26 protein-coding genes are annotated in these 26,508 nt (G+C 64.0%); 7 read left to right on the top strand and 19 right to left on the bottom strand.

Translation table 11 applies throughout. From position 1 onward, the window contains the following. Nucleotides 1–92 precede the first annotated feature (92 nt). The 5 genes from BSQ44_RS17500 to BSQ44_RS17520 all read right to left on the bottom strand — a co-directional run bounded on the left by BSQ44_RS17500 (nucleotide 93) and on the right by BSQ44_RS17520 (nucleotide 3,800). Nucleotides 93–440, bottom strand: a complete 348-nt coding sequence (locus BSQ44_RS17500) for an integration host factor subunit alpha (RefSeq protein ID WP_072606427.1) — start codon at nucleotides 438–440, stop codon at nucleotides 93–95. Between the two features lie 107 nt (nucleotides 441–547). Beyond that, nucleotides 548–1,519 carry a beta-ketoacyl-ACP synthase III gene (locus BSQ44_RS17505; RefSeq protein ID WP_072606428.1) on the bottom strand — a complete coding sequence of 324 codons (972 nt, stop codon included), beginning with the start codon at nucleotides 1,517–1,519 and terminating at the stop codon, nucleotides 548–550. Then, on the bottom strand, nucleotides 1,516–2,583 hold the full coding sequence (gene plsX / locus BSQ44_RS17510) for a phosphate acyltransferase PlsX (protein WP_072606429.1): 1,068 nt from the start codon (nucleotides 2,581–2,583) through the stop codon (nucleotides 1,516–1,518). The genes BSQ44_RS17505 and plsX overlap by 4 nt, the downstream gene beginning before the upstream one ends. Before the next feature lie 106 nt (nucleotides 2,584–2,689). Beyond that, nucleotides 2,690–3,244, bottom strand: a complete 555-nt coding sequence (locus tag BSQ44_RS17515; protein ID WP_072606430.1) for a YceD family protein — start codon at nucleotides 3,242–3,244, stop codon at nucleotides 2,690–2,692. Between the two features lie 16 nt (nucleotides 3,245–3,260). Then, the gene (locus BSQ44_RS17520) at nucleotides 3,261–3,800 is read right to left on the bottom strand and encodes a ubiquinol-cytochrome C chaperone family protein (RefSeq protein ID WP_072608132.1); all 540 of its coding nucleotides are present in this window, start codon (nucleotides 3,798–3,800) and stop codon (nucleotides 3,261–3,263) included. A gap of 110 nt (nucleotides 3,801–3,910) precedes the next feature. Here BSQ44_RS17520 and BSQ44_RS17525 point away from each other — a divergent pair, with 110 nt between their 5' ends. The 5 genes from BSQ44_RS17525 (at nucleotide 3,911) to BSQ44_RS17545 (ending at nucleotide 7,988) form a co-directional block, all read left to right on the top strand. After that, nucleotides 3,911–4,435, top strand: a complete 525-nt coding sequence (locus BSQ44_RS17525; RefSeq protein ID WP_072606431.1) for an outer membrane protein assembly factor BamE — start codon at nucleotides 3,911–3,913, stop codon at nucleotides 4,433–4,435. Between the two features lie 80 nt (nucleotides 4,436–4,515). After that, nucleotides 4,516–5,595 carry a glycosyltransferase family 2 protein gene (locus BSQ44_RS17530; RefSeq protein ID WP_072606432.1) on the top strand — a complete coding sequence of 360 codons (1,080 nt, stop codon included), beginning with the start codon at nucleotides 4,516–4,518 and terminating at the stop codon, nucleotides 5,593–5,595. Beyond that, entirely contained in the window at nucleotides 5,585–6,703 is a 1,119-nt protein-coding gene (locus BSQ44_RS17535; protein ID WP_072606433.1) for an acyl-CoA dehydrogenase family protein, read from the top strand. Before BSQ44_RS17530 ends, BSQ44_RS17535 begins: the two co-directional genes overlap by 11 nt. Then, complete coding sequence (locus tag BSQ44_RS17540; protein ID WP_072606434.1) at nucleotides 6,700–7,419, top strand: PIG-L deacetylase family protein; 720 nt, start codon at nucleotides 6,700–6,702, stop codon at nucleotides 7,417–7,419. Before BSQ44_RS17535 ends, BSQ44_RS17540 begins: the two co-directional genes overlap by 4 nt. Next, nucleotides 7,410–7,988, top strand: coding sequence for a class I SAM-dependent methyltransferase (locus tag BSQ44_RS17545; protein ID WP_072606435.1), 579 nt, complete (start codon nucleotides 7,410–7,412; stop codon nucleotides 7,986–7,988). Before BSQ44_RS17540 ends, BSQ44_RS17545 begins: the two co-directional genes overlap by 10 nt. Before the next feature lie 254 nt (nucleotides 7,989–8,242). On the opposite strand, the gene BSQ44_RS17550 is transcribed toward BSQ44_RS17545, so the two are convergent. Next, on the bottom strand, nucleotides 8,243–8,752 hold the full coding sequence (locus BSQ44_RS17550; protein ID WP_072606436.1) for a hypothetical protein: 510 nt from the start codon (nucleotides 8,750–8,752) through the stop codon (nucleotides 8,243–8,245). Nucleotides 8,753–8,941: 189 nt separating this feature from the next. On the opposite strand from BSQ44_RS17550, the gene BSQ44_RS17555 reads away from it, so the two are divergent. Further along, nucleotides 8,942–10,093, top strand: a complete 1,152-nt coding sequence (locus tag BSQ44_RS17555; RefSeq protein ID WP_072606437.1) for a helix-turn-helix transcriptional regulator — start codon at nucleotides 8,942–8,944, stop codon at nucleotides 10,091–10,093. A gap of 151 nt (nucleotides 10,094–10,244) precedes the next feature. Further along, nucleotides 10,245–11,390 carry a helix-turn-helix transcriptional regulator gene (locus tag BSQ44_RS17560; protein WP_072606438.1) on the top strand — a complete coding sequence of 382 codons (1,146 nt, stop codon included), beginning with the start codon at nucleotides 10,245–10,247 and terminating at the stop codon, nucleotides 11,388–11,390. Between the two features lie 118 nt (nucleotides 11,391–11,508). On the opposite strand, the gene BSQ44_RS17565 is transcribed toward BSQ44_RS17560, so the two are convergent. The 13 genes from BSQ44_RS17565 to BSQ44_RS17625 form a co-directional block, all read right to left on the bottom strand. Further along, nucleotides 11,509–13,650 carry a sodium-translocating pyrophosphatase gene (locus tag BSQ44_RS17565; RefSeq protein ID WP_072606439.1) on the bottom strand — a complete coding sequence of 714 codons (2,142 nt, stop codon included), beginning with the start codon at nucleotides 13,648–13,650 and terminating at the stop codon, nucleotides 11,509–11,511. 181 nt (nucleotides 13,651–13,831) lie between these two features. Next, nucleotides 13,832–15,055, bottom strand: coding sequence for an MFS transporter (locus BSQ44_RS17570; RefSeq protein ID WP_072606440.1), 1,224 nt, complete (start codon nucleotides 15,053–15,055; stop codon nucleotides 13,832–13,834). After that, a complete protein-coding gene (nusB, locus tag BSQ44_RS17575) occupies nucleotides 15,052–15,459 on the bottom strand; it encodes a transcription antitermination factor NusB (RefSeq protein ID WP_235633434.1) in 408 nt (135 codons plus the stop codon). The genes BSQ44_RS17570 and nusB overlap by 4 nt, the downstream gene beginning before the upstream one ends. 97 nt (nucleotides 15,460–15,556) lie before the next feature. Next, entirely contained in the window at nucleotides 15,557–16,009 is a 453-nt protein-coding gene (gene ribH, locus BSQ44_RS17580; RefSeq protein WP_072606442.1) for a 6,7-dimethyl-8-ribityllumazine synthase, read from the bottom strand. Between the two features lie 90 nt (nucleotides 16,010–16,099). Then, nucleotides 16,100–16,717 carry a riboflavin synthase gene (locus BSQ44_RS17585; RefSeq protein ID WP_072606443.1) on the bottom strand — a complete coding sequence of 206 codons (618 nt, stop codon included), beginning with the start codon at nucleotides 16,715–16,717 and terminating at the stop codon, nucleotides 16,100–16,102. Beyond that, a complete protein-coding gene (ribD, locus tag BSQ44_RS17590) occupies nucleotides 16,717–17,847 on the bottom strand; it encodes a bifunctional diaminohydroxyphosphoribosylaminopyrimidine deaminase/5-amino-6-(5-phosphoribosylamino)uracil reductase RibD (protein ID WP_072606444.1) in 1,131 nt (376 codons plus the stop codon). The genes BSQ44_RS17585 and ribD overlap by 1 nt, the downstream gene beginning before the upstream one ends. A 4-nt stretch (nucleotides 17,848–17,851) precedes the next feature. Further along, a complete protein-coding gene (gene nrdR, locus BSQ44_RS17595; protein WP_072606445.1) occupies nucleotides 17,852–18,325 on the bottom strand; it encodes a transcriptional regulator NrdR in 474 nt (157 codons plus the stop codon). Nucleotides 18,326–18,476: 151 nt separating this feature from the next. After that, nucleotides 18,477–19,502 carry a hypothetical protein gene (locus BSQ44_RS17600; protein ID WP_072606446.1) on the bottom strand — a complete coding sequence of 342 codons (1,026 nt, stop codon included), beginning with the start codon at nucleotides 19,500–19,502 and terminating at the stop codon, nucleotides 18,477–18,479. A gap of 282 nt (nucleotides 19,503–19,784) precedes the next feature. Further along, a complete protein-coding gene (locus BSQ44_RS17605; protein WP_072606447.1) occupies nucleotides 19,785–20,993 on the bottom strand; it encodes a hypothetical protein in 1,209 nt (402 codons plus the stop codon). After that, nucleotides 20,993–23,050 (bottom strand): hypothetical protein, encoded by a 2,058-nt coding sequence (locus tag BSQ44_RS17610; RefSeq protein WP_157894626.1) that lies wholly within the window; start codon nucleotides 23,048–23,050, stop codon nucleotides 20,993–20,995. The genes BSQ44_RS17605 and BSQ44_RS17610 overlap by 1 nt, the downstream gene beginning before the upstream one ends. Next, nucleotides 23,047–23,427 carry a hypothetical protein gene (locus BSQ44_RS17615; RefSeq protein ID WP_072606449.1) on the bottom strand — a complete coding sequence of 127 codons (381 nt, stop codon included), beginning with the start codon at nucleotides 23,425–23,427 and terminating at the stop codon, nucleotides 23,047–23,049. Before BSQ44_RS17615 ends, BSQ44_RS17610 begins: the two co-directional genes overlap by 4 nt. A gap of 335 nt (nucleotides 23,428–23,762) precedes the next feature. After that, a complete protein-coding gene (glyA, locus tag BSQ44_RS17620) occupies nucleotides 23,763–25,076 on the bottom strand; it encodes a serine hydroxymethyltransferase (RefSeq protein WP_072606450.1) in 1,314 nt (437 codons plus the stop codon). 178 nt (nucleotides 25,077–25,254) lie between these two features. Continuing rightward, nucleotides 25,255–26,508 carry a L,D-transpeptidase family protein gene (locus BSQ44_RS17625; protein WP_072606451.1) on the bottom strand — a complete coding sequence of 418 codons (1,254 nt, stop codon included), beginning with the start codon at nucleotides 26,506–26,508 and terminating at the stop codon, nucleotides 25,255–25,257.

The following is a 26,508-nucleotide window of genomic DNA, read 5'->3' on the forward strand; positions in this document are numbered from 1 at the left end:
AGTCCCTCGCAGGAAATCGATTCGGCCCCATTCGAGCGCTTTGCGGCCCGGCATTCAAGCCCGCGATACGAGCGAACGCCGAGGGGTGCTGGCTATTTCCCGTCCTTGTCCTTGTCCCCGCCCTTGTCCTTGCTCTTCGCCTTCTTGTGGGCTTGCAGGATGCGGTTCTTCAACACGTTCGAGGCCTTGAAGGTCATCACCTTGCGCGGCAGGATGGGCACTTCCTCGCCGGTCTTGGGATTGCGGCCGATCCGCTCGTTCTTTTCGCGCACCTGGAAGGTGGCGAAGGAAGAGAGCTTCACCGTCTCTCCCGCCACGATCGCCTCGCAGATCTCATCGAGGACCATCTCGACGAGTTGAGCGGATTCGGTGCGCGACAGACCGACCTTCCGGTAGACGGACTCGGCCAAGTCGGCGCGCGTAAGAGTTTTTCCCCCCATCGTCCGTCCGATCTTCGAAAAATGTCAGTTTATACAATAGGCTGGAACGTTAGGGAATCGACCGGGAGAGGTCAAGGACTAGCTTGGCTTCGAAGGCTAACCAAGCGTTACCAGCGGACGAGGACGGCGCCCCAGGTGAACCCGCCTCCCATGGCTTCCAGCAGCACCAGATCGCCCTTCTTGATGCGCCCGTCCTGCACCGCGGCGCTGAGCGCCAGAGGGACGGACGCCGCGGAGGTGTTCCCGTGCAGGTGGACCGTGATCACCACCTTCTCGTCGGCGATGCCGAGCTTCTTGGCAGAGGCATCGATGATCCGCTTGTTGGCCTGGTGCGGGACGAACCAGTCGAGATCGTCGGCGGTGATGCCGCCTGCCCCGAACGTCGCCTCGACCACGTCCGTGATCATGGCGACCGCGTGCTTGAAGACCTCGCGGCCTTCCATGCGCAGATGCCCGACGGTGCCAGTCGTGGACGGGCCGCCGTCGACGTAGAGCTTTTCCTGGTGCGATCCGTCTGATCTGAGGCTGGTCGCCAGGATGCCGCGGTCCTCTATCGTCCCGCCGCCTTCGGCCGCCTCGAGGATCACCGCGCCCGCGCCGTCCCCGAACAGCACGCAGGTCGAGCGGTCGGTCCAGTCGAGAATGCGCGAGAAGGTCTCCGAACCGATCACCAGAACGCGCTTTGCAAGCCCGCCGCGGATGTAGAGATCGGCCGTGGTCATGGCATAGACGAAGCCGCTGCACACCGCCTGCATGTCGAAGGCGAAGCCATGGTGCATGCCGAGCCGTTCCTGGATCTCTACGGCGGTGGCGGGGAAGGTTCGGTTCGGGGTCGAAGTGGCAAGCACGATCAGGTCGATATCGTCCGGCGTCATGCCTGCCGCTTTCAGGGCGGCCCGGGCGGCGGCCTCGCCGAGCGAAGCGGTCGTCTCGCTGTCGTCGGCGATGTGGCGCTGCGTGATGCCGGTTCGCTGCACGATCCAGGCATCGGAAGTTTCCATCATGCCTTCGAAATCGGCATTGCGCATGATGCGGCGGGGTAACGCGGATCCCACGCCGCATACGACGGAACGTATCATGCTTGCCCCTGCTCGCCGTTCGGTTCGGCCCGGACTCGCACGTCGGGCACTTTTGCGTGGAACAGGTCGATATCCGCTCTGATCTTGTCGATCAACCTGTTGCGGACCATGTCGTAGCCGAGTTCGACGGCGGCGGCGAAGCCCTCGTCGTCAGTGCCGCCATGGCTCTTCACGACGATGCCGTTCAGGCCGAGGAACACTCCGCCGTTGATCTTGCGCACGTCCATCTTCTCGCGCAGCCGCTGGAAGGCGTCGCGCGCAAAGACATATCCGAGCCGCGCCATCCAGGTACGGCTCATCGCGGCCCGCAGGTACTCGGCGATCTGCTTTGCCGTTCCCTCGGCCGTCTTGAGCGCGATGTTGCCGGAGAACCCTTCCGTGACCACGACGTCGACCGTGCCCTTGCCGATGTCGTCGCCCTCGACGTAGCCCCGATAGTCCATCGTCTTCAGGTCGGCCTCGCGCAGGAGCCGGCCTGCCTCGCGCACGTCTTCCTGGCCCTTGATCTCTTCGACGCCGACATTGAGCAGGCCTACCGTCGGCCTCTCGACCTGGAACAGCGCCCTGGCCATCGCCGAGCCGAGAATGGCGAAATCGATCAACTGGTGTGCGTCGGCGCCGATCGTGGCACCGACGTCGAGAACGATGCTCTCGCTCCTCGCGGTCGGCCAGATCGCGGCAATCGCCGGACGCTCGATGCTCGCCATCGTGCGCAGACAGAATTTCGACATGGCCATCAATGCGCCGGTGTTGCCGGCCGAGATGCAGACGTCCGCGTCGCCTGCCTTCACTGCCTCGATCGCCTTCCACATGGAGGATTTCCAGCGCCCATGGCGCAGCGCCTGGCTGGGCTTGTCGTCCATGCGCACGGCGATCTCGCAATGCACGAAGTCCGAAACGGCCGCGACCTTGGGAAACCGGTCGAGGACCGGAGCCACCACGTCTTGCTGGCCGAAGATCAGGAAGCGGACGTCGGAACGCCTCTGAACCACGTTCTGGAGGCCGGCGACGGTGACCGCCGGTCCGTGGTCGCCGCCCATGGCATCGATGGAAATTCTTACCACGCGTTTCCCGTCATGATCCGCACTCCGAAATGCGTCTGCAAAGTGCGGCGAAAATAGCTGTTTTCGCAGCCGGCACAACCGTTATCGGGCCCCGTCGCCAAAGCGTTCAGAGTTTCGTCTTCAGAGCCGCGAGCCTGGCGAAGGGCGATTCGGTCTCGTCCCTGAACGATCTGTCCCCGTGAACGGTTTCACCGTCCGGCGCCCTCTTGCGCGGATAAGGGTCGATGCCGAGCGCGAAGAACTCCTCCGCCAGGGCGCCGACGTCGATCTTGTCCCCGGTGAAGATTTCGGGCGCGTCCGGTCCTTCCGGATCGATCAATAGCTCGCCGGAGGGATCGCTCTCGTAGCGCGCGAGCGGCGAATGCTCTGGGATGAACAGGGCATCGATTCGCTCGTGCACCTCGCTTTCCACCGGCTCCAGAGTGACCACGCAGGCCTGCGTGACATGCGCGGAGACTTCGCCCGACACCCGCACCCCGTCGCCCTTCCACGGCTCCACGAGCATGTCTGCGCGGAAGCGGTCGAGGCTCAGGAGGTCGTGCTCCTGAGCCAACCGCGCGCGCTCGGCGTCGTCGGGTTCCAGCACGACGGGCATGCCTTTCCTGGGCAGCCGCAGGATAGTGGCATAAAACGAGATCGGACTTTTCTGATGTTCGTTCATATCGGTAATCCGCGCTCTAGCGAACCGGCGATGGGAATTCCACCCTGCCCTGGAGCAGGTCTTCGGAGGTCTGCGTCGCAAGGCTCCGCTCGACGTCCATCGCGTAAAGCGACAAGGGGCCGGCTCCGTTCCAGTCCTTCAGGTCGGGCCGTATGTTACGCTGGAAGGCTGCGGCGAGCGCCGGCGCATCGCCGGCCTGCAAAGCGGCGTCATAGGCTTCCGCGCGGCCGTAGAACATCCGCGCGAGCTTCTTCATGCGCTTCGAGATGCCCATGTCACCAATACCCAGTTCACGCAGGGAATGGTCGACGTCGGTGAAGAATTCGTCCGTCAGCTCCTGCGTCAGGTCGGCGAGCGCCTGGTCGCCGCCGCGGGTCCGGTGCATGAACAGGAAGACATGCAGCGAAAGCATCTCGAAACGCCCGAGCGGCGTATCCGGCACGTCCCAGTCGGCGTAGAATTCGGGCTGCCGCGCCGCCGCCACGATTCGGGCGTAGACGGCATCCGCTACGGCCCTGTTGGCGTTCGGCCGGAGGCCCAACAATCGTCTGAGCATGCCGGGCATGTCTCCCTCGTGTGCCACGCACGCAGCGGGTCAGGTTGCATCGGCGAAGAAGCTGGTTTACCGAGTTCGCGGCCCCGCGCAAGCTTGCAGGGCCGATTTGCATGGAGATGTCGGTGCGGTCGCAGTTTTTCAAGGCAGGGTCCATCCTTCGACCGGCGGTGTTGTGCGTTGCTGGCGCGGGGGTCGTCCTTTCCGGGTGCACCACCGCCTCCCTCGCCCCCAGCGAGACGCTCACCCAGGGCTACGTGATCGACGAGCAGGCACTCGAACTCGTTCCGGTGGGCTCGAGCCGCGAACAGGTGCTTCTGGCCCTCGGCTCGCCTTCCACGACCGCGACCTTCGATAGCGAGGTGTTTTACTACATCTCCCAGAAGCGCGTGCGACCGGTGGCCTTCATGAACCCGAAGATCGTCGATCAGCAGGTGATGGCGGTCTATTTCAACGATGAAGGCCGCGTGGACAACATAGCCCACTACGGCCTCAAGGACGGCAAGGTCTTCGACTTCGTCTCGCGCACCACGCCGACCGGCGGCAAGGATCAGTCCTTCGTCGGCCAGCTTCTCTCCGGTCTCTCCAGCGGCAAGCCGCCCGCAGGTGGCCCCTTCGGCAACAGCGGGCCGAACTAGAACAGACGCGGCTCCTCCCACTTCGGGAACAGAACTCACCTCAAGCAGTTCCTCCACGTCATTCGGACGAGGAACGAACTTTGCGCACGACTTACTCGCCCCGGGTGGCAATACCGGCCCGGAACGAAGCCGCCAGACTTCCGGGCATCGTCAGGGCGCTCGCCGGCCAGTCGTGGCAACGACTAAGCGGCGCCGTGCTGCCTGTCGTCATCGTCCTGAACAACTCCGACGACGGTTCCCGCGAGATCCTCGAGACCGTCATCGCGAACACTCCGTCGCTTAGTGTGACCATTGTGGACGTTCGGTTTTCCAAGGACGACGCGCACGTTGGTTCGGCACGGCGTCTCGCGATGGAAGTCGCAATTAGTCAAGAAGGACCTGAACCACTGGTGCTTCTCACGACCGATGCGGATGCAATACCCGATACCCGCTGGGTGGAGGCCAACATCGCTGCCATCGATACGGGAGCGGACGTCGTCGGTGGTGAAATCTTCGGCGATGAGGACGAGGAGCGGAGCCTGGGGCCCGGTTTCTGTAGAAGAGCTTCACTGCACAGAACCTACACACGCCTGGCCGACGATTTGGCCGCCCTGATCGATCCGCTGGAGTATGACCCGGCACCCCGGCATACCGACCACTCAGGTGCCAGTATTGCGGTGACGGCCGCGGCCTATCGGGCGGTCGGAGGTTTGCGGGCGCTTCCCGTGCGAGAAGACATCGATCTGGTCGAACGCTTGCTTTTGGCGGGTTTCAAACTGCGACATGATCCCGCGGTCAAGGTCACAGTCTCGGCGAGACTTGTGGGCCGCGCACGAAACGGAATGGCCAACTGCATAAGAGAATGGGTGGAACAAGAGGCCGTGGGGATGCCGCATCTCGTGGAAGGTCCGCTGAGAATCGAACGGCGTCATGCTTCGCGGCGTGCCATACGCACCACGGATTTTCGGCGACCGGTTGAGGTGGCATCGCTTGCAAACACTTTGGGTGTCGACCTCTCACGTCTTCTCGATTCCGATGGTGGGCCTCTGGGGATAAACCATTTGATCGCACGTCATGCGCCCGCCGAACTCGACGCTCCCGGAACGACACCGGTCGATCAGGCAATCGCAGCCATCATGGAGCGAATAGCCCAACGCGAAGGACGCGCCCATGCTGCATGAACCTCGGATAGGCCGCGACAGCTTCGCGGGCCTCAGTGAGGCGATCGCGGCGCACGCCCCCGCCCACGATGCGAACGGCAGCTTTCCGCAGGAGGCATTCGAAGAACTCGCGATGCGGGGCCACCTCGGCCGTCCACCGATCGCCGTAGGCCAGGCAGCGGATCTTCTCCATCTCTTGAGCGCGGTGGGACGAGGCGACCTCAGCGTGGGCCGGATCTTCGAAGGCCACGTAAACGCGCTCGTCCTGATCGATCGATTCGGCACCGCACACCAGCGCGAGACCGCCTTCCGCAACGCCAGCGCCGAAGCGACATATGGCGTCTGGAATACGGATGCACCGTCAAATCCCCTGGTCTTGGAAAGTGGCAGTTTGAGCGGCGCAAAGAATTTTGCCTCCGGGGTGGATGGCCTCGCCTGTGCGATCGTGACTGTCACGCTCGCCGAAGGCAGACAGATGATCCTACTCCCCACGAGCGTTCTTACGGTGGACCGGAGCTGGTGGAAGCCGAGCGGCATGCGTGCCTCCGGAAGCCACATCATCTCGGTCGAGAATCTGAACGTGTCGGATGAGATGTTTCTAGGTGCGCCCGACACCTACATTCGCGAACCATTGTTTTCCGGGGGCGCGATCCGTTTCGTCGCGGTACAAACTGGCGGCATACATGCGATATTCGATTGTGCTGTCGAGCATCTCCGTCGAACCGGGCGCGCCGGAAACCCGTATCAGAGCCAGCGCATCGCGTTGATGGGGGCAGCGCTCCAAACAGCCTATGATTGGCTGCTGCGTGGTGCCGAGGCTTGGGAGCAAGCGGAAAACGATCCGGAGGACAAGGCGGCTGCAAACCGTTTGATCGCGACGACGCAGGCCGCGCGTGCGGTGATCGAACGCTCGGCGATGACTGTGCTCGAACTGGCCGAACAAGGCGTCGGCGCGGCTGGGTTCAACGCACCCCATCCGCTTGAGAGACTAGACCGCGACTTGCGCACCTATCTGCGTCAACCCAACCCCGATGGCTCGCTCGCATCGCTCGGCGACGCGATCACCGCGGGTGCATGGGGCCCCTCCTTTCCTCGAAATTTGATCGCCGCGATTGCAGAGCCCCGATGATTAGCCACGGGCAGTTCGAACGGCAGGTCGGCTCCGCTCGACGCATACTGGTCGTGGCGCCGCATCCGGACGACGAGACGCTTGGGTGTGGCGGCCTGATCGCCGCCGCGGTCGCTCGCGGGAGCCGGGTCCATACGTTGTTTGTCACCGACGGAGGCGCTTCGCATCCTGCTTCGCCTGCCTGGCCCCGTCCAAGACTGGCGATGGTACGCGAACGGGAGGCAGAAGAAGCATTGAGATTGCTGGGCGCGGGCGAACAGCCGCGCACCTTCCTGCGCTTGCCGGACGCCGCGATGCCGGCCACGGGGTCGGAAGAATGGACTTCCGCAAGAGATCGAATTGCCGATCTGATCCGCGAGTTTGATCCGGATCTGGTGGTTCTGCCGTGGCGACGCGACCCGCACTCCGATCATCGAGACTCCCATACGCTGGTTTGCGAAGGGCTTCGTGCTGCCGGTTGCGCGGCACCTTGCCTGGAATATGCGATCTGGCTCGAGAAATTCGGCGCACCGGAAGATTTCCCGCGCGACGGCGAGGTAGAGGTCGTTTCGCTATCGATCGCCACGCAGCGATCGAAGAAGATCGAAGCCCTGATGGCGCATTCCACGCAACTCGGTGCGATTGAAGCAGAAGCTCCCGGAGGTTTCGTCCTCGACCAGGAAACGCAGGCGCGGCTGACCGGGCCGGTCGAAAGTTACTTCCGTCCATGCATGTGATCAATCCCGCGGGTTTCGAAGCGTTGTTTCGCGCCAATCCGGATCCATGGAACTACGCGACCTCCCGGTTCGAGGCCTACAAGCGCGGGATTCTCCTGAAAGCTTGCGGGCCGACCATCCGAGGACGGGCGCTGGAACTCGCTTGTGCAAACGGCGAGACGACCCGCGCGCTGGCTCCGAAATGCCTACGCCTGCTCGCGCTCGATGCCTCAGCAACCGCTGTCGGTGAGGCGTCGCATCGTCTGGCGGGGATGGAGACCGTGACGATACGCCAGGCACTTCTGCCTGCCGACTTGCCGCGGCAGCCGTTCGACCTCATCGTCGTGTCAGAACTCCTTTATTACCTAAGCGCTTCAGATTCCGAGCGGTTGATCGTATCGCTCGCAAGATCGACCGCCCCGGGAGGCCGGGTCGTCCTGCTGCATCATCATGTCGACTTCGATGACGCCGCGCAGCACCCGAACGACGCACACCGCAATGCGGTTCGAAGTCTCGCCAGGATCATGTCCATCGTGTTTCATCATCGCGACAGGCGGTTCGATTGCGTGGCCTTTGCCCGTGGCAGATGAGGAATGATCGGGATTATCAGGCAGGCTGTTTCCTTTGCAGGTCGTCTCCGTTTCCCGGACGGGGATATGATTCGACACCGAAATATCGATCGTGGTCTGCCCAGAGGTTCAGACGGGGCTGGGTTCGGTTCGTGCCGCCGCGGACCCCACCGTGGCAAGTTCGGATGGCTCGCGTGCCACCGGCAATTGGGTCTCGAAGCCATTTACCCGTTCCCAGGCGCGAAAGATCACGAAGCCGACCTGCGGTTCGATCTTCATGAGCAGCGAGACGGCGCGGCCAGGAAGGCGGCGGACGCGACCCAGGCCGATGCGGGACATGAACGCCCTGATGCCCGTCTCGCAGAGCGCGGATTCGTAGGCATCTCAATCGTGATGCGGAGAGAGACACGTCCAAGAAGCAGGTCGCGCGCGAGCGACTCGACCTCCCGCCAGCGACGGCGCACGCGCTTGCGTTCCTCCCACGCCGCTTCGGCCTCGATGATCGCGCTGCCGGCATCCGGCGCCAGCGAATGGTAGCCCAGCGCCTTGTCGATGTGCCTGACCATCCACATCGGCTGGCCTTCGAAGGACACGCCGCGGAAGGCTGAGATCATGCCGCCGCTTGCATGAACGACATGCCGCATGTCCAGCCACATGTGCACCCAGTTCTCACGACTGACGACGATCCCGTCGTCGACGCCCTGATCCAGAACGGATGGTCTCGCGGAGGCGTTTCGCAGTTCAAGGAGCGTTTTTTTGGCATTTCGCCGGGCCCGCATCAGCATCGTTCACCTCCTGAACTGAACAGTGATCGATCAGAACATTAGCCAATGCCGATGGGGAAATAGTGCGACGTTCGTGTGATACCGGCATGCTTCGGAAAGGTCCGACAGTCGGCAGACGGCGCCGACAAGTTGTGGACTGACGGGACTTAGTCGCTAAGCTGTTCGCCGGATCATCGGCCGGGGGTGTCATTGGACGCGGATTTCCTCAACCAAGCCGTCTCGCGGATTTACGACTGCGCCATCGAGCCGGATGGTTGGGAGGCGACGCTGGATTTCATCCGGGATCGGCTGGACCTTGCTTTTCTGGCCATCCACTTCGTCTCGTTCCCGCAAGCCGGGACCAGCGCGCCACCCCAGCTCCTTACCCTGCGGACCGACTGGGACGAGGGGCGCATGGTCGAACTGCTCGGCAAGCTGGAAACAATCCCCGGCTTCCAGAACATGCGCTCCGCGCCGATCGACTCTCCGGTGGTCCAGCTGCGCCTCGTGGACGAGCAGCAGTTCCGCAGGACCGACTTCTATCGGACCTGGGTCGGCCCGCAGGGCCTGAAGGATGCCTGCAACACACCGGTCATTCAGCGTCGCAATCTCACCGCCATGCTGTCGGCATGGACGTCGGCCGATCGCCCTCCGGTGACCGATACGGAGATGGAGGTCATGTCGATGCTGACGCCGCACATACGGCGGGCCTTGCTGATCTCCGACATGCTCGACGACGCACATGTGCTGTTGCGCATCCATCGCGGCGTTCTCGACCGTCTTACTGTCGCGATCTTCATCGTCGGTGCGAGCGGAAGGCTGGTCTACCACAACGCGGCTGGCGAGGCGCTCCTTTCGCGCGGCAACTTCATCCAGGCCGTTGCGGGCAATCTGCGTCCCTTGTCCGAGACCCACAGGAGCAGCTTTGTCACGGCCGTCGACATCGCCTGTTCCGGTATCGACAGCAATCTGGGCACCTGGGGCGCCGGCATGGCGCTACCCGGCAGCGATGGTGAGGCATGCGTCGTCAACGTCCTGCCCTTCGGGATGTCGGACCGGCGGCGCGCACTCGGTCCGGGGATGGCAGCGATTTTCGTGACCGGCAGCGGCGCAGCGAGACCACCGTCCGTGGAAGTGCTGTCGGCGTTGACCGGGCTGACGAGTGCCGAAGCCGAGATTGCACTGGGTGTTGCCGAAGGAGAAAGCGTCGACACCATCGCGAGGCGAAGGGGGATCTCTATCAACACGGTGCGCAAGCATCTTTCCAACGCGTTTAATAAGACAGGAGCCGCCGGACAGAACGAGCTCGGCGCGCTTGTGAACCGTTTGCGCGTTTCACTTGATACGGGTGAACATGGATAGGGCTAGATCGTAGCCATGTCTTGCATGTTGCAGTCCTCTCCATCCGACGGGGTGCGACTGAAACAAACATTCCCGCATTATTCATATCGATGATGCGATCTCCCCCTATCGCCACTACAAATTCGCAACGCGGCTTGTCTGGGAACGGAGCATGATCGGCGGACGCACCAACCCGGGCGAGAACCGCGATCTCCTTTCGCTGGTCGGGCGCGTCTATGACGGCGCGCTCGGCGACGACGACTGGCCGGCGATCCTCAACTCGATCGCGGACTTCTGCGGAGCCGACAACAGCGCTCTCGTGATCGTCGACAACAGCGCAGGCTATTCCTCGGTGACCACGCCGAGGGCCGATCCGGACGTCGTCGCAAGCTTCGGCGACTACTGGTGGCAACACGACCCGACATCGAAGGCAACGGCTTCAGCCCCGGTCGGAACGATCACCACCCTGGCCGACACGGGCCGCGACCGCTTCTTCGACAGCACCTTCTACAAGGACTATTGGCGAAACTCCGGCCTCGGCAGCGAGCGACTGGCCTCCAATCTGGCGTTGGGAGAGAACTTCTTCGCGAGCCTCGTCCTGCAGGCATCGAGCCGGGAAGACCGGATCGAGCAGGAGAGCTTCCGCGCCTTTGAAGCGATCCTGCCGCATCTGGTGCGCGCCATGCGCTTCACCCAGAAGTTCCGCTGGCTCGAGCAGGTCGATGCCCTCGCGCAAGCGGGAAGAAGCGAAGAGCATGGCATCATCCTAGTCGATCAACTTGGGACCGTGACGCATGCGGACGCGATTGCCGAGGAAATCCTGTCTCGCTCGACCCTGCTCAGGATGCGCGACAAGGTGCTCTTTCTCAGCGATCCCGCGTCGGACGAGCGCATGCGCCGTCTCATCCGGGAGTCTGCGCGGCTGGAGTTTGCCACCTCCGGATCATCCGGGGAGACGATCGCCTGCGGGCACGACGGCCGGCCACGGATCACGATCGAAGTGCTGCCGTTCCGGCCAGCCATGGCGACCAGAGACCTCCTGGCCATTCGCAGGCCGTCGGTAATCCTGCGCGTAGTCGACAACGAGGCTCTCAGGGTCCGTCGCGCGGCGGACTTTCGGCAGCGGTTCGGCTTGACCGGCGCCGAAGCGGCCCTTGCGGTGGAGATGCTTGCAGGCGACGGCCGCGCGGCCGCGGCCGGCCGATGCGGAATTTCGATCAACACCGCTCGCACCCATTTGATGCGCATCTTCGAGAAGACGGGTGCGAACCGTCAAGCCGAACTGGTGAGCCTGCTTCTCGCCTGTACCAAAGGATAGGCGGCATCGGCCGGTCGCCGCGACGGATCCCCGAACTTGCTAGCCGTGCATCGCAACAGAAAGAAAAAAGCCCCGCCGGATCGCTCCGGCGGGGCCTCTTGAACCGATCTGCGCCCTATCAGCTGTGCGCGAGCACTGCCAGCAGCAGGAGCGCCATGATGTTGGTGATCTTGATGGCCGGGTTCACGGCCGGCCCGGCGGTATCCTTGTAGGGATCGCCGACCGTGTCGCCGGTCACCGAGGCCTTGTGGGCCTCGCTGCCCTTGACGTGCTTGACCCCGTCCTTGTCGATGAAGCCGTCCTCGAAGGACTTCTTGGCGTTGTCCCAGGCGCCGCCGCCCGAAGTCATCGAGATGGCCACGAAGAGGCCGTTGACGATGACACCGAGCAACGAGGCGCCGAGCGCCGCGAAGGCCGAGGCCTTGGAGCCGGAGATCAGGAGCACGCCGAAGTACACCACCAGCGGCGCCAGGACCGGCAGCAGCGAGGGGATGATCATCTCCCGGATCGCGGCTTTGGTCAGCATGTCCACCGCGCGGGCATAGTCCGGACGGTCCTTGCCTTCCATGATGCCCGGCTTCTCGCGGAACTGCCGGCGAACCTCCTCCACGACCGCCCCCGCAGCGCGGCCGACCGCCGTCATGGCGATGCCGCCGAAGAGATACGGGATCAGTCCGCCGAAGATCAGGCCCGCCACCACGTAGGGATTGGAGAGCGAGAATGACACGTTCTCCATGCCCGCGAAGTAGGGGTAGGTCTCGCTGTTGGCCATGAAGAATTCGAGGTCGTAGGAATAGGCCGCGAACAGCACCAGCGCGCCGAGGCCGGCCGAACCGATCGCGTATCCCTTGGTGACCGCCTTTGTGGTGTTGCCCACCGCGTCGAGCGCGTCGGTCGACTGACGCACCTCCTTGGGCAGGCCCGACATCTCGGCGATGCCGCCCGCATTGTCGGTCACCGGGCCGAAAGCGTCGAGCGCCACGATCATGCCGGCAAGCCCGAGCATGGTCGTCACCGCGATCGCGGTGCCGAAGAGGCCGGCGAGCTGGTAGGTGACGATGATGCCGCCGACGATGACGGTGGCCGGCAGCGCGGTGGCTTCGAGCGACACGGCCAGGCCCTGGATGACGTTGGTACCATGGCCGCTCACAGACGCCTGCGCGATCGAGTTCACCGGGCGCTTGTTGGTGCCGGTGTAGTATTCGGTGATGACGACGATCAGCCCCGTCACGATCAGGCCGACGATGCCGCAGACGAACAGGTAGGTGCCGTTGACGGCCACGCCGCCGCCCACCCCGATATCGCCCCAGCCGACCGTCAGCGAGGTCGCGCCGCCCAGCCCGATGATGGAGAGCAGGCCGGTCACGATCAGGCCCTTGTAGAGGGCGCCCATGATGGAGCCGTTGGAGCCGAGCTTGACGAAGAAGGTGCCGATGATCGACGTGATGATGCAGGCCCCGCAGATGGCGAGCGGGTAGAGCATGACGCTGCCCAGGATGGCGGTGCCGCCGAAGAAGATCGCGCCAAGCACCATTGTCGCCACGACCGTGACGGCGTAGGTTTCGAACAGGTCGGCGGCCATGCCGGCGCAGTCGCCGACGTTGTCGCCTACGTTGTCGGCGATGGTCGCCGGATTGCGCGGATCGTCCTCGGGAATGCCGGCTTCCACCTTGCCCACGAGATCGCCGCCCACGTCGGCGCCCTTGGTGAAGATGCCGCCGCCCAGGCGCGCGAAGATGGAGATCAGCGAGGCGCCGAAGCCGAGCGCCACGAGCGCGTCGATGACCGCCCGATCGTTCGGGGCGAGGCCGAGCACGCCGATCAGCACCCAATAGTAGACGGCGACGCCGAGCAGGGCGAGGCCGGCGACCAGCATTCCGGTGATGGCGCCCGACTTGAAGGCGATGTCGAGACCCGCCGCCAGGCTGTTGGAAGCTGCCTGCGCGGTGCGCACGTTGGCGCGCACCGACACGTGCATGCCGATGAAGCCGGCGGCGCCCGACAGCACGGCGCCGATCAGGAAGCCGATCGCCGCCAGTCCGCTGAGAAGCCACCAGGCGAGCAGCAGCACCACGACGCCGACGATGGCGATCGTCGTGTACTGGCGGGTGAGATAGGCTTGCGCGCCCTCACGGATCGCGCCGGCGATTTCCTGCATGCGCGCATTGCCCTGGTCGGCCGCAAGGACCGACTGCGTCGCCCAGATGGCGTACACGATGGAGAGCGCGCCGCAGAGAATGACGACATAAAGTATTGTCATTTGCGGAATTCCTCGATTGGTGGCCCGAAAGAACCCCTCCCCGGGCCGTTGATGGCAGGCCGGCCGCGCGACGCGGTTTCCGGCCGATCGTCGCGGTGTATGCGAAACGGCCAAGTCAACGTCAAGGATTTGTTATGGTTTTGCCCGGCTTTCGTCACGAAGCGGGCCGAAGCGCGGGCGTTCAGGCGTGGCTTTCGATCTTGCGGCCCGCGGAAAGCCTCAACCAGACGAGTGCGACCAGGCAAAGGGCGGCGACCGGGAATATGACCCAGTTCAGCATATCCCATCCCCAGTGGTTGTAGACCTGACCCGACATCAGCGATCCGAAGGCCACCGAGCCGAAGAGCAGGAAATCGTGGATGCCCGAAATCTTGCCCTTCTCGGATTCGCGGTAGCACTCCGAAACCATGGCCGTCGCACCGATGAAGCCGAAGTTCCAGCCGATGCCGAGCAGGATCAGCGCCGTCCAGAACTGCCACAGCGCGATGCCGGAGAGTGCGACCAGGCCGCATCCGATGAGAAGCAGCAGGCCTGTCGCGACCACGTTTTCCTTGCCGAAGCGCGCGATGAGGCGCCCGGTGAAGAAGCTCGGCGCGAACATCGCCATCACGTGCCAGGAGATGCCGAGTGCCGCCTCGTCGGGCGAGAAGCCGCAGCCCACCATGGCGAGCGGCGCACCGGTCATGACGAAGCTCATCAGAGCGTAGGAACCGATGGCGCACAGGAGCGCCACGACGAAACGCGGCTGGGAAAGGATTTCGCCGAGCGGCCGCGCCGGTTCGGCGCCCGCCACCACCGGCTTCGGCCGTTTGTCGTGCAGGCGCAGGAAGGAGAGGATGACGGCGCCGATCGCCGCCAGACCGATGATGGCGGCGAAAGAACCTGCGAACATCACCGGGGCGAAGAGTTCGCGCGAGAAGATCACCACCTGCGGCCCGACGATTGCCATGGCGACGCCGCCGGTGAGCACCGTCGAGATGGCGCGCGCCTTGTAGGTCGATGGTGCGTTGTCGGCCGCCGCGAACCGGTACTGCTGCACGGAGGCGCCGCCGAAGCCGATGACCAGCAGCCCGGCGGCGAAAAGCCAGAACTCGCCGCGGAAGAGGCCGAGCGTAGCGATCGCGCCGCCGAGCGCCGTCGCCAAGGTGCCGGAGACGAAGGCATTGCGCTGCCCGACATTGCGCACCAGCGCCGCGAGCGGCAGGGCGCCGAGTGCGACGCCGATATTGTAGGCCGTGATCGGAGCGGTCGCGAGCGACTTGTCGGCGTCGAGCAGGTAGTATCCCGCCAGTCCGCCGGTCGAGATGGAGATCGGGGCTGCGGAGCCCACTATGGCGCTGGCGCAGGCGAGGATGATCGCGGTGCGCCGCGCCTCCTTCTGCTGCGTCTCGAGCGACGCTGTCACTGGGCGTCCTGGCCGCGGCCTTCGCCGCGGATGCGCCGGGCGACGCGGTCGAGCACGGCGTTGACCAGCCGCGGCTCCTCCTCCTCATAGAAGGCCTTGGCGATGTCGACATACTCCGACACGATCACCGCCACCGGCACGTCGCGCCGCTCCATCAGCTCGTAGACCCCGGCGCGCATGATCGCGCGCAACGTCGAGTCCAGGCGAGACAGCGGCCAGTCCTCGGTGAGCGCGTCGTGGATGACCGGATCGATCGTCTTCTGGTTCTGCACCACGCCGGCCAGGATCGACCGAAACCACTGTGCGTCGGCCTCGCGATAGACGGCGCCGTCGATCTCCTTGCCGAGCCGGAAGGATTCATACTCCGCGGTGATCTCGAGCAGCCCGCTGCCGGCCACGTCCATCTGATAGAGCGCCTGCACGGCGGCCAGACGCGCGGCACCGCGCTTGTTGGCCTGCCGGGGCGCCCGATCGTCGCCGCTGGTCGCCTCCTTCACGGGATCAGGCTCCGAGCTGTCCACGGATGGCGATCATGGTCAGCGCGGCGCGCGCCGCGAAGCCGCCCTTGTCGCCCTCGGTTTTCCTGGCACGGGCCCAGGCCTGGGCCTCGTTCTCGACCGTGATGATGCCGTTGCCGATCGCCAGCGCCTCGTCGACCGCGAGGTTCATCAGCGCACGCGCCGATTCATTGGCGACGATATCGAAGTGGTGCGTCTCGCCGCGGATCACGCAGCCGAGCGCGACGAAGCCGTCGTACTCGGTGCCGTCGTCCTCGGCGTCGAGCGCGAAGGCAATGACCGCCGGCACCTCGAGCGCGCCGGGAGCGCTGATGACGTCGTAGGTCGCGCCGGCTTCGTCCAGCGCGGCCTTGGCGCCTTCCAGGAGCGCGTCCGCCAGTCCGTCATAGTAACGGGCCTCCACGATGAGGAGGTGGGGTTTTGAGGACGAGGCCATGAATATCTCCGAATGAGCCGGTCACTTAGGCCGATCGGCGCGGAACGGCAAGGCGCAGTTTGACGCGAGGAGGGCTTTCTTGCCGGTCCGCTACAGTCCCTGCGCCGCCGCCTCGGCGAGCCGGGCCGCGTAGCGCGCCATGGTGTCGATTTCGAGATTGACCTCGTCGCCTATCGACCGCTCGCCCCATGTCGTCACCGAAAGCGAATGCTGGATCAGGAGCACGTCGAAGCGGGCGCCCTCGACATTGTTGACCGTCAGCGACGTGCCGTCGAGGGCCACCGAGCCCTTCGGCGCGATGAAGCGGGCGAGCTCCTTCGGTGCTTCCAGCGTGAAGCGCACCGCGTCGCCCTCCTCTTTGCGCGCGACGATTGTGGCGGTTCCGTCGGCATGGCCAGACACGATATGGCCGCCGAGCTCGTCGCCGACCTTGAGCGCCCGTTCCAGGTTGATGCGAGTTCCCTTGTCCCAAGTCCGCGCGGTCGTCAGGCGCAGCGCCTCCTCCCAGGCCTCGACCTCGAACCAGCGGGCGTTGGAGCCCGCCTCGGGCAGCGCCACCACCGTGAGGCAGACGCCGGAACAGGCGATGGAGGCTCCGATGTCGATGCCAGCGGGATCGTAGGCGGTCTCAACGCGCAGCCGCACGCCTTCGTTGAGCAGGCGGACGTCGGCCACGGTCCCGACGTCGGTGACGATCCCGGTGAACATCAGGAACTCCTCTCGTATTCAATGAGCCGGTCCTCGCCGAAGCGGCTTTCCGCCGTTGCGCGGAATTCGGCAGGCACGGTTGCCTCGTGGACCGGCGAGGCTATGCCGCCCTCGCCCACGGTCGCGGCCCCCTTGAACAGCAGGAGCCGGTCGACCAGACCGGCATCGAGGAAACGGCGGGCGGTCTCGGCGCCACCCTCCAGGAAAACGCTCTTGATCCCGAGCACGCCCAGCATGCGCAGGATCTCGCGGGGCTCCATGCGGCCGCGATAGTCGGAGGCGATGGTGTGGAGGCCGGCGCCCTTGCGGCGCAGGAGGTCGAGCGAACGGCGCGGCGCCTTTTCGGTCGTCAGCACCAGCGTGCTTCCCGGCCGGCCGGACAGCATCCGCGCGGTGTCAGGCAGGCGCGCCAGCGGATCGACGACGACGCGCAGCGGCGACCTGTCTTCAAGCTCCGGCAGCCGCACGGTGAGCAGGGGATCGTCTTCGATGGCGGTGCCGACGCCGACCATCACGGCCTCGTGCTCCAGCCGCATGGTCTGGACGGCGGTGCGGGCGAGCGGGCCGGTGATGGCGACTTGGCCCTCGCCCTTGCGGCCCAGCATCCCGTCGGCCGAGACCGCGAGCTTGAGGGTGAGGAACGGGCGGCCCCTGGCCTTCAGCGACAGGAACCCGGCCATGGCGCGGCGCGCCTCGCCCTCCATGCAGCCGGTGACGACTTCGATGCCGGCCTTGCGCAGGATCGCGACGCCGCGCCCCGTGACGCGGGGGTCCGGGTCGAGCGTCGCGATGACGACGCGCGCCACGCCGGCCGACACGAGCGCGTCGGCGCAGGGCGGTGCGCGGCCGATGTGGGAGCAGGGTTCGAGCGTGGCGTAGGCGGTGGCGCCGCGGGCGGCATCGCCGGCCTCGGCCAACGCCTGGAGTTCCGCATGCGGCCTGCCGCCGGGTGCCGTCACGCCGCGGCCGACGATCACCGGGCCGCCCTGGCCGGTGCGTACCACCAGCGCGCCGACCGAGGGGTTTTCGGCGGTCAGGCCGAGGTGGCGGAAGGAGAGGCGGATGGCCGCCGCCATGAATCGGCGGTCGGTTTCCTCCTGCGGCTGATCGACCGGAGAATAGGTTGCCATGGGCCTACTGCGCGTCGCCGTCGCGGCCCTCGCCGCCGAGCTCGCCCAGAAGCTCCTGGAAGTCGCGGGCCTCGCGAAAATTGCGGTAGACCGAGGCGAAGCGGACATAGGCGACGTCGTCGAGCGATTTCAGGGCTTCCATCACCAGCCGGCCGACCTCGCTGGAGGCGACCTCGGCCTCGCCGGAGCTTTCGAGCTGGCGCACGATGCCGGAGACCGCGCGGTCGATGCGGGCGGGCTCGACGTTGCGCTTGCGCAGCGCGATGTCGAAGGAGCGCTGCAGCTTGTCGCGGTCGAAGGGCGTCTTGCGGCCGGACTTCTTGACCACGACGAGTTCGCGCAGCTGCACCCGCTCGAACGTGGTGAAGCGGCCGCCGCAATCCGGGCAGACCCGGCGCCGGCGGATGGCGGCCCCCTCCTCGGCGGGACGGGAATCCTTCACCTGCGTGTCTTCGGACTGACAGTAGGGGCAGCGCATTCACAAAACCTCGTGGACCGCGGGAGGCTTACGAGATTTTGTCGGGACAGGGAAGCGCGCGGGCGACGTCATGTCCCGCGCATACGGCATCAACCCCGGCCGCGTCGCGATCGGGAGGAATTGGCGGATTTTTCGCGGCCGCGGCGCCGCTCTACGATGTATCGGGCAGCGCCTCGTGGGCGAAATGGTTCAGGTCGCGCAGGATCTCGTGGATCTCGTGTCTGGGCCGGCGGCTTGCCGCGCAAAACTGGCCGGGCGGCCGGCCGACGCGCAGCGGCGAGAGGCGACGCCACGCGCCTTGCGCCCGGGCGCGGGCGCGCAGCGCCTGCAGGCGGACGAAGCGGCGGGCCTGGCGCGGCAGGTCGTCGAGTGCTTCGGCCACCGCCTTGAGCCGCAGCACCAGACGCGTCGCGTCGAGCGGATCGTCGGGCGTCGGCGGCGGCGGCAGGCGATGCGGCACAGCGTCGCCGAAGGAGAGAATGCGGGGGGCGGCATGCGGCGGCACGGTGCGCGGGCGCGCAGCGCGGGGATTGCGCAGCCGGTCGACGAGGGGCAGAGCGATAAAGGTGCGCGGGCGGCGCACGGAAGGGACGGCGCGCCGGGGCGCGGGAACGGCGGACGGCGGAAGCACCACGGCAATGCCGAGGCTGCGCAGGACGGCGACGGCGGCATTGTCCTTCCGCCCGCCGGTGTGCCGTGCCGGCCGCGCGGGCCCGGGCGGCGTCTCGGCCTCGGGGGGCGTCTCGGGCAGGGTCTTGGCCGCCACGATGACCAGCCGCCGGGCGGCCGATTCGGCCGGGCGCAGCAGGCGCAGCACGGCGCGGTGGAGCCGGCGGGGGAGTGTTGCGGCAATCGGCGGTCGGCAGTCGGCAGTCGTTGCGGAGCCCTCCCCTGACCGCCCGGGAGCCGGGGACAGTTTACTTTTTTCCGCCTGCGGATCTTCCCGGAGCGCCGCGCTGTCCGGACGGAAAAAAGTAAACTGTCCCCCGAGGTCCCCCGCCGGGTTCCCGCTGCCTGCGGCAGCGTCCCGGCCTTCTCCGCCTGTTGCCGTGCCACCGGCACGGCAAATTTGCGCCTCCGGCGCAAACCGACAGTCGAAGCCAGCCATGGCGACGAGCGCGGCCAGCACGCGCCGCAGCGCCGCCCCGTTCCCCTCGATCACCACCTGCCAGTCCATCGCCGCCTTCCGTTGGTTTGGGCGGTGGGAGTATGGGGCGGGGTTTTGGGGGTGTGGATGGAAAAGCGGTGGTCGGGAGTGGGAAGTCGGCAGTCGGGCGAGCGAAATCAGGGGGTGGGGGGGGGGGATGTTTTCGGGAGGAGGAAGTTTGTCCACGCCTGAGGTGGCGGCAGGAATGGTGTTCGGAGGGCAGAACAGCGCCCCATATCGGCCGGCTAAGGCTGACCCTCATCCGCCTGAGAGCGGACCATGAACCATCAAGGTTTGGTATGGTCCGAGTGGTTATCCGGCCGCGTCACGCTTCTTTTCAACGATCAAGTGAAGCGCTTGAAGTAGTTGTCCTTGATTTACACGCCTGAGATGAGTGGGTGCGACGCTTCGGTCTGTGGTCGCGGCAGTGCGATAGGCATCTTCGAAATCTTCGTCAGATAGAATGGCAGGGAACTTTCCTACCTTCGAACCTGCGCGCTGCCGCTCGTAAGAGACATAAGTTTCGGCGATACCTTTAACTTCCGACGCGTCAGATATGGCGATCAAATCTGCGCGCGACCCCTCTTCGAAGCCCAACCGCTGAAACAACGGATAGTTGTAGTCGCGAAGATTCGCTGCTCCTCGTGGAGTTGACGCCGACAACATCAAAAGAGAGTAGCCCTCATCATTACGAATAGCTTCATCGAAGAGGTAGCGAAGATCTTGTAGATATCCTTGTATCTTTGCCGCGCTGTATCCACTACCAAAAAGCGTTTCAACTTCATCAAGGCACAGCATTACTCCAAAAACTATGCCTTTGCTGCGTGCAAACGCAAGCAGCTCTGTCATATTGCGTGTCATCATCGCTGCGCTAGCGAGCCGAGCAAAGACACCTAGGTGACGCTTTTCTGTATTACTCAGCGCCGCACCTCCAAGCCATTTCTTGGCTAGATCTCTTAGAGGTTCGAACAACATGCGCCCGTCACGATCTGGCGGCATGAATCCAGGCCGGCTTGCTCTAAAAAGAAGCTGAAGTACGTTCTTTAGCTCGCCCTGCTTCAATCCATCGAACTCTGCTGCATCTTCGCAACTTCGTATGATTGCGGTGAGCAGATCATATTCACCGGACAGTTTGGCGGCCTCATCAGCTTCGCGAAGCACCTCCCTTACGAGGTGAGAGGCTGAATTTGATCCAGCCAGGATCTCAACGACCGCAAAAGGACGCCCGGAGGTTCGCCGGAACTCCCTCATCAAATACTGACAATGCCGCAAGAAGTGGGTCTTGCCTCCCCCCGTGCTGCCTTGGACACCCATAGCGCGGCGTTGAGGCTCTTCAGCCAGCATCTCTCGCACGAGGCCGACAAACCGATCCCGTGCGTCGACCTGATTGTATAGCACCTCCTCAATGATCGTTCGGGCCGCCGGAAACGGATTACGCTTGAAACCGAACCGACCGTAGAAGGGATCATTGTGATCCTTCTGATCAAGCGTCTCGCCGAGAAGCTCCGCGAGAGACGGCATCACCGCACCCTTTCAATGGTGAAGACGGGTCGCCCACCGATTTCAAATCTATCCATTGGTACTGGCACTTCCTCAAGTTCGAGCAGCGACCCGGAGATAACAGCGTCAACGCCGGTCGGCTTCCCGCCGACAGCGTATCCGAAAGCGAATTTCTCAGATAGCACCCTAGCATGCTCTTGAAGCGAACGGGATACAGCCCACGGTGAAATAAGAACTCCCCGGCAAATAATCGGTAGAAATTCAGATACTTGCGCAATGTTGTCGCGCGCTGCACTCTCATATGCAGTCTCGAAGGCTTGCAGGAAGCCCGGCGCATCAGGTCGCCGCGAACCGTCTCGCCAAACGGCCCCATCAGACCAGCACTGCCCGAGCAGCACATGATAGCGGACAAGGCGGATGCTAGCCTCCTGCGCCACTTCAGCGCCGAGGGCTGCGGTGAGGATGCCCCTCACATGCTCCCTCGTCAGCTCACCGTTCTCCTGAAGATGGCCTAGGATCACTCGATAAGGTTCAAAATTCTGGAACTGCTTACTAACCCGATCCAAGTCCGCTCTTTGCAGGCAACCTTCTACGTCATCCAACTCTGCTCGGGAAACGATCGTTTTTCCGTCGAAATCAACGAGTTTGGCCCGACGAATCACCTCCAGGCTCCTGCGAACATTTCCCTCATTGGGCCGGCTTACAGCGGGCAACTTCTCCATTAGTTCTGCAAACGTTAGTTTTCCTGAAGCGTAAAGGGCGCCCGCTATCCGCAGGGCGAGAGGCAATGAGGATTGAGGGATTGCAGCGTTGCTGAATACCCGACTAAAGGCGTCGGTCCCCGGTTCTTCTTCGGGCGAAGTCGCACCATCGGGTCGTTCCACGGCCTCCACCGGCATTGATATCACCGGATTCGCGTCCTTCGCCTTTGCTCCCTTCCTTTTGGCGGTCTGCGCTGGCTGCGGAGGCGCTGACCCGGCCTTCTTCGCCGGGGTGGCGGCATCATCTAGATTGCGAACGTCTAAACACTCTGCCACCCAGTCTTGCGGCTGTTTACCCGGCCAATAGCAGCTCAAGCTGAGTGACACTTTTCTTGAACTTTGCATCCTGACGGTTCCGAAAGCGTGGGTCAGATCCCAGAGCAAGCCCCTTATCGAGGTACCCATAAATGTGCCGGCCCAGGCGTCATAACGAAAGCTGGGGATTTCCTTCTCTTGCAGCTTAGGGGTGGGCAGACAGATGTTCGGTATTCCCTCCGCGCCCAAGACGCGGGATAACAGAACATCCGAAGTCACAACCAACTGCTTGGCTCGTGTTCGTGTCGAGCGCAGAACTGTATGCACCCCCTCAATCAAGAGGCGGTCCTCAAGGACATCACCTTCATCTTGGTCTAACCCCCCCTTGCCAGCAGCACGCAAGTACCGAAGGAGCGACGGATCGAGTTCCAGAACCTGATAGCGATGCTGATTGCGTTCAAGAAAACTTAGGCCCGCATTCACCAACGCCCGTGAGCGAAGCGCCTGCGCAAGATTTCCATCCTTGCCGCTTCTAGCGAGCGACTTCAGAGTTGCCTCGCGGGCCTGCATTTGCGTTAACGACATCACGAAAGGCATTAGCCAAACAGTCGTCTCCTTAAGGACGTTCAACAGCCAATGGAGGGTACCGTTATAGAGGCTGTTTGTATCGGGTATAAGAACAATGCCCTTTGCACTCCGAAGATCAAGCAACTGCTGGGCCGTTCTACCGGACACAAGTGGCGATAAAATGCCCAATCTCGTAGCGCAAAGGGAAATAGTATCAATTACGACATTAGCGTTTCTGTCCTTCCGGTCTTTTACCTCTTTACTATCCTGTTCTCCCGATAAAAATCTTTTATCCAAGTTCAACTTCAGCCGAAATGAGCATTCTCTCTCGTCTTCGGATGGTGGTGGTTCGTTGATCCCAATCGAGACGAGACTGCACCACTCGCCGTTCTTGATGTGGGTGCTGTCAGTATAAGAAACCGACAATGTTCCTTCGCGGACGCCTAAATAGCGCTGGTCCTTCGCAAAATCAGCTTGACTGAAGAGTGTGGTCATTCGATCCGGACCCAAACGTGCTTCTTATCTAGCGATTTCAATAGATCCAGTGCATTCAGACAGACGCTTGCTACCGCTTCCGATAGTGGGATGTCTGTCGTGAACATCGGCGAAGCCGCAACAGCTTGTTCTGTCAAATTCAACGATGTCCAGCCTTCAGCCTCTTTGGTCCAGTCCAAAGAAGCCAGCAGCGCTGCAAAATCTGCCAGCTTGTACCAAACGCCGGGCTGGGCCTCCGGGATGAATGACAAAATCGCCGCTGTCGTAACCCCTGAAGCCTCTTCATCATCGGAAGCACCAACGCCCCCGTACCAAAGCTCCTCCCAGTCGCCCGCTATATCTGGCGATTCCTGGGAGATAATTGCCCTTAGTGCCAATTCTTCTCTCCCCAGCCATCCCCACTATACTGTCGCATGGCTATCTTCTCATAACACCCACTCTGTCGATCATCGAGTCGCTACGATATCTCGCAAATAATGGCACGTAGCAGCCGCACTGTCGCCCCGCCAAGACAGGAGCGCGCACCCGTCAGCCATTTCATGAGCTCTCGCAAAAACTGGCCAGTCCCGCTCACGGACTCACACCGGTCATTAGACGCTTCAGCGCACCGCCTTCCCCCGGGTGCAACCCGCCGCCTGCGGCAAGCCCCACCCGTTCGCAGCCTGCCGTTAAGCCCCCGGCATAACGGCTTCGCCTGCGGCGAACCGGCCTCTCACCCCATGAACGGGTAAAGCGGGAACCGGTCCGTCAGCGCGATCACCTTCTTCTTCACCGCTTCCTCGACCGCGGCGTTGCCCTCATCGGAGTTGGCGGCCTTGAGGCCGTCCAGCACCTCGGCGATGAGCTTGCCGATCTCGCGGAATTCGGCCTGGCCGAAGCCGCGCGTGGTGCCGGCGGGGGTGCCGAGGCGCACGCCGGAGGTGACGAAGGGCTTTTCGGGGTCGAAGGGGATGCCGTTCTTGTTGCAGGTGATGTTGGCGCGGCCGAGGGCTGCCTCGGCGCGCTTGCCCGTGGCGTTCTTGGGGCGCAGGTCGACCAGCATGGAATGGTTGTCGGTGCCGCCCGAGACGATTTCGAGGCCGGTCTCCTGCAGGCTCGCCGCCAGCGCGCGGGAATTGGCCACGACCTCGTGCGCGTAGGCCTTGAAGTCGGGGCGCAGCGCCTCGCCGAAGGCCACCGCCTTGGCGGCGATGACGTGCATGAGCGGGCCGCCCTGCAGGCCCGGGAAGACGGCCGAATTGACCTTCTTGGCGATGTCCTCGTCGTTGGTGAGGATCATGCCGCCGCGGGGCCCGCGCAGCGACTTGTGCGTGGTCGTGGTGACCACGTGGGCATGCGGCAGCGGCGAGGGATGCGCGCCGCCGGCGACGAGGCCGGCGATGTGGGCCATGTCGACCATGAGATAGGCGCCGACCGCGTCGGCGATCTGGCGGAAGCGCTGCCAGTCCCAGATGCGCGAATAGGCCGTGCCGCCGGCGATGATCAGCTTGGGCTTGTGCTCGTTGGCGAGGCGCTCGACCTCGTCCATGTCGAGGCGATGGTCCTCGCGGCGCACGCCGTAGGAGATCACGTTGAACCATTTGCCGGACATGTTGACCGGCGAACCGTGGGTCAGGTGGCCGCCGGAGTTCAAGTCGAGGCCCATGAAGGTGTCGCCCGGCTGCAGCAGCGCCAGGAAGACGGCCTGGTTCATCTGTGAGCCGGAATTGGGCTGGACGTTGGCGAAGCCGCAGTCGAACAGCTTTTTCGCGCGTTCGATGGCGAGGCTCTCGGCGATGTCGACGAACTGGCAGCCGCCATAATAGCGCTTGCCGGGATAGCCCTCGGCATACTTGTTGGTCATGATCGACCCTTGCGCCTCGAGCACGGCGCGGGAGACGATGTTTTCCGACGCGATCAGCTCGATCTCGTGGCGCTGGCGGCCGAGTTCCTTGCCGATGGCGCCGAAAATCTCGGGATCGACCTGTTCGAGCGGCAGGTTGAAAGGGTTTTCCTGGATCGTCTTGGCGGCGTTCGCGGTGGCCATGGGCAGCGTCCTTGGGCGGGAGATCTTCGTTCGGGGGCGCAATACCACAGACGGATGCCGCCTGCCACGCAAGGGACGCGAATTTCGCCGGTCCGTTTGCGCCGTCGCGTGGCAGAGGCCCGCGCAAACGAAAAGGGCCGCCCCTGCGGACGGCCCTTTCGAAGGAGTGATTTTCGGCTCAGAGCGCGGAGGACAGCATCAGTTCCTCGACGCCGTCGCGGCCGTAGATGTCGTCGCGGAAGTGGACGACACGGTCGCCGGTCGACCAGGCCGAGATGTAGGTGAAGTAGACCGGCACCGGCGTCGACAGCGCGACGGGGGTGCTTTCGCCGGTCTTGATGGTCTGCTCGAAGCGCTGGCGGTCCCAGCCGGGCGTGTCGCGCAGGAGCCAGGTCACGAGATCGCGCACGTTCTGGACGCGCACGCAGCCCGAGGAATCGAAGCGCATCAGATTGTTGAACAGGCTCTGCTGCGGGGTGTCGTGCATGTAGACGGCGTGGGGATTGGGGAAGTTGATCTTCACCGAGGCCATGGCGTTGATCTTGCCCGGATCCTGGCGGAAGTGCAGCTTGGCGGCCTCTTCGGTGTTCCAGTCGATCGTCATGGGATCGACCTCGACGCCGCCGGGACCGAGGATGCGGATGAAGTTGTCCTTCAGGTAGTTCGGGTTCTTGCGCATCAGCGGGATGATGTCCTTGCGGACGATCGATTCCGGCGCGTTCCAGTACGGATTGACGATCACTTCGTTGATCTGGGAGTTGAGGATCGGCGTCTGGCGGTCGATCTTGCCCACGATTGCAGTGTGGCGCGAGACCACGCGGCCGTTCTCCACCGCCTCGATCTGCGCGGCCGGGATGTTGACCATCACGTAGCGGTCGCCGAGGAAGCCGGACATGGAGCGCAGGCGCACCAGGTTGGTCTCGAGCTGGCCGAGCCGGACGGAGGCCGAGACGTTCATCGCGGCATAGGTGTGGGCGCCCATGACGCCGTCTTCGGGCAGGCCGTGGCGGGCCTGGAAGCGCTTGACGGCGGCGTCGACGTAGGAATCGAAGGCTGGCGAGATGCCGGCGCTGGACGACAGGTCGCCCGAGATCATCAGGCGGCGGCGCAGCATGTCCACGTCGGGGTCGACGACGCCGAGCCGGAGCTTCTTGGTGGCGGGAACCATCGGCCAGCCGCCCTGCCCCTGGATGCCCATGTACTGCGAGATCGCCTGTTCCACGTAGGAAACCGTCTCGGGGCTGAAGATGGGCAGATTGGTCGCCACCTTGCCGCCCTCGGAAGCGCGCGCGTCGAACTGGTCGTTCCAGCTCCCGCGTTTCGGCGAGAGGATCAGGTCGCGGATGATGTCCTGCGCATGCGCGGATCCGGCAACCGCGGTCGCGGCCATCGCACCGGCGCCGGTAAGGAAAGTACGGCGGTCTGTCTTCAT

The organism is Aquibium oceanicum, from assembly GCF_001889605.1.
In the GTDB taxonomy this organism is placed as follows: Bacteria; Pseudomonadota; Alphaproteobacteria; order Rhizobiales; family Rhizobiaceae; genus Aquibium; species Aquibium oceanicum.

Bases quoted from the DNA above. Each gene is read 5' to 3' on its own strand.
- BSQ44_RS17500 (WP_072606427.1), bottom strand. From the start codon at position 440: ATGGGGGGAAAAACTCTTACGCGCGCCGACTTGGCCGAGTCCGTCTAC.
- BSQ44_RS17505 (WP_072606428.1), bottom strand. From the start codon at position 1,519: ATGATACGTTCCGTCGTATGCGGCGTGGGATCCGCGTTACCCCGCCGC.
- BSQ44_RS17515 (WP_072606430.1), bottom strand. From the start codon at position 3,244: ATGAACGAACATCAGAAAAGTCCGATCTCGTTTTATGCCACTATCCTG.
- BSQ44_RS17520 (WP_072608132.1), bottom strand. From the start codon at position 3,800: ATGCTCAGACGATTGTTGGGCCTCCGGCCGAACGCCAACAGGGCCGTA.
- BSQ44_RS17525 (WP_072606431.1), top strand. From the start codon at position 3,911: ATGGAGATGTCGGTGCGGTCGCAGTTTTTCAAGGCAGGGTCCATCCTT.
- BSQ44_RS17535 (WP_072606433.1), top strand. From the start codon at position 5,585: ATGCTGCATGAACCTCGGATAGGCCGCGACAGCTTCGCGGGCCTCAGT.
- BSQ44_RS17540 (WP_072606434.1), top strand. From the start codon at position 6,700: ATGATTAGCCACGGGCAGTTCGAACGGCAGGTCGGCTCCGCTCGACGC.
- BSQ44_RS17545 (WP_072606435.1), top strand. From the start codon at position 7,410: ATGCATGTGATCAATCCCGCGGGTTTCGAAGCGTTGTTTCGCGCCAAT.
- BSQ44_RS17550 (WP_072606436.1), bottom strand. From the start codon at position 8,752: ATGCTGATGCGGGCCCGGCGAAATGCCAAAAAAACGCTCCTTGAACTG.
- BSQ44_RS17560 (WP_072606438.1), top strand. From the start codon at position 10,245: ATGATCGGCGGACGCACCAACCCGGGCGAGAACCGCGATCTCCTTTCG.
- BSQ44_RS17565 (WP_072606439.1), bottom strand. From the start codon at position 13,650: ATGACAATACTTTATGTCGTCATTCTCTGCGGCGCGCTCTCCATCGTG.
- nusB (WP_235633434.1), bottom strand. From the start codon at position 15,459: ATGGACGTGGCCGGCAGCGGGCTGCTCGAGATCACCGCGGAGTATGAA.
- ribH (WP_072606442.1), bottom strand. From the start codon at position 16,009: ATGGCCTCGTCCTCAAAACCCCACCTCCTCATCGTGGAGGCCCGTTAC.
- BSQ44_RS17585 (WP_072606443.1), bottom strand. From the start codon at position 16,717: ATGTTCACCGGGATCGTCACCGACGTCGGGACCGTGGCCGACGTCCGC.
- ribD (WP_072606444.1), bottom strand. From the start codon at position 17,847: ATGGCAACCTATTCTCCGGTCGATCAGCCGCAGGAGGAAACCGACCGC.
- nrdR (WP_072606445.1), bottom strand. From the start codon at position 18,325: ATGCGCTGCCCCTACTGTCAGTCCGAAGACACGCAGGTGAAGGATTCC.
- BSQ44_RS17600 (WP_072606446.1), bottom strand. From the start codon at position 19,502: ATGGACTGGCAGGTGGTGATCGAGGGGAACGGGGCGGCGCTGCGGCGC.
- BSQ44_RS17605 (WP_072606447.1), bottom strand. From the start codon at position 20,993: ATGCCGTCTCTCGCGGAGCTTCTCGGCGAGACGCTTGATCAGAAGGAT.
- BSQ44_RS17610 (WP_157894626.1), bottom strand. From the start codon at position 23,050: ATGACCACACTCTTCAGTCAAGCTGATTTTGCGAAGGACCAGCGCTAT.
- glyA (WP_072606450.1), bottom strand. From the start codon at position 25,076: ATGGCCACCGCGAACGCCGCCAAGACGATCCAGGAAAACCCTTTCAAC.
- BSQ44_RS17625 (WP_072606451.1), bottom strand. From the start codon at position 26,508: ATGAAGACAGACCGCCGTACTTTCCTTACCGGCGCCGGTGCGATGGCC.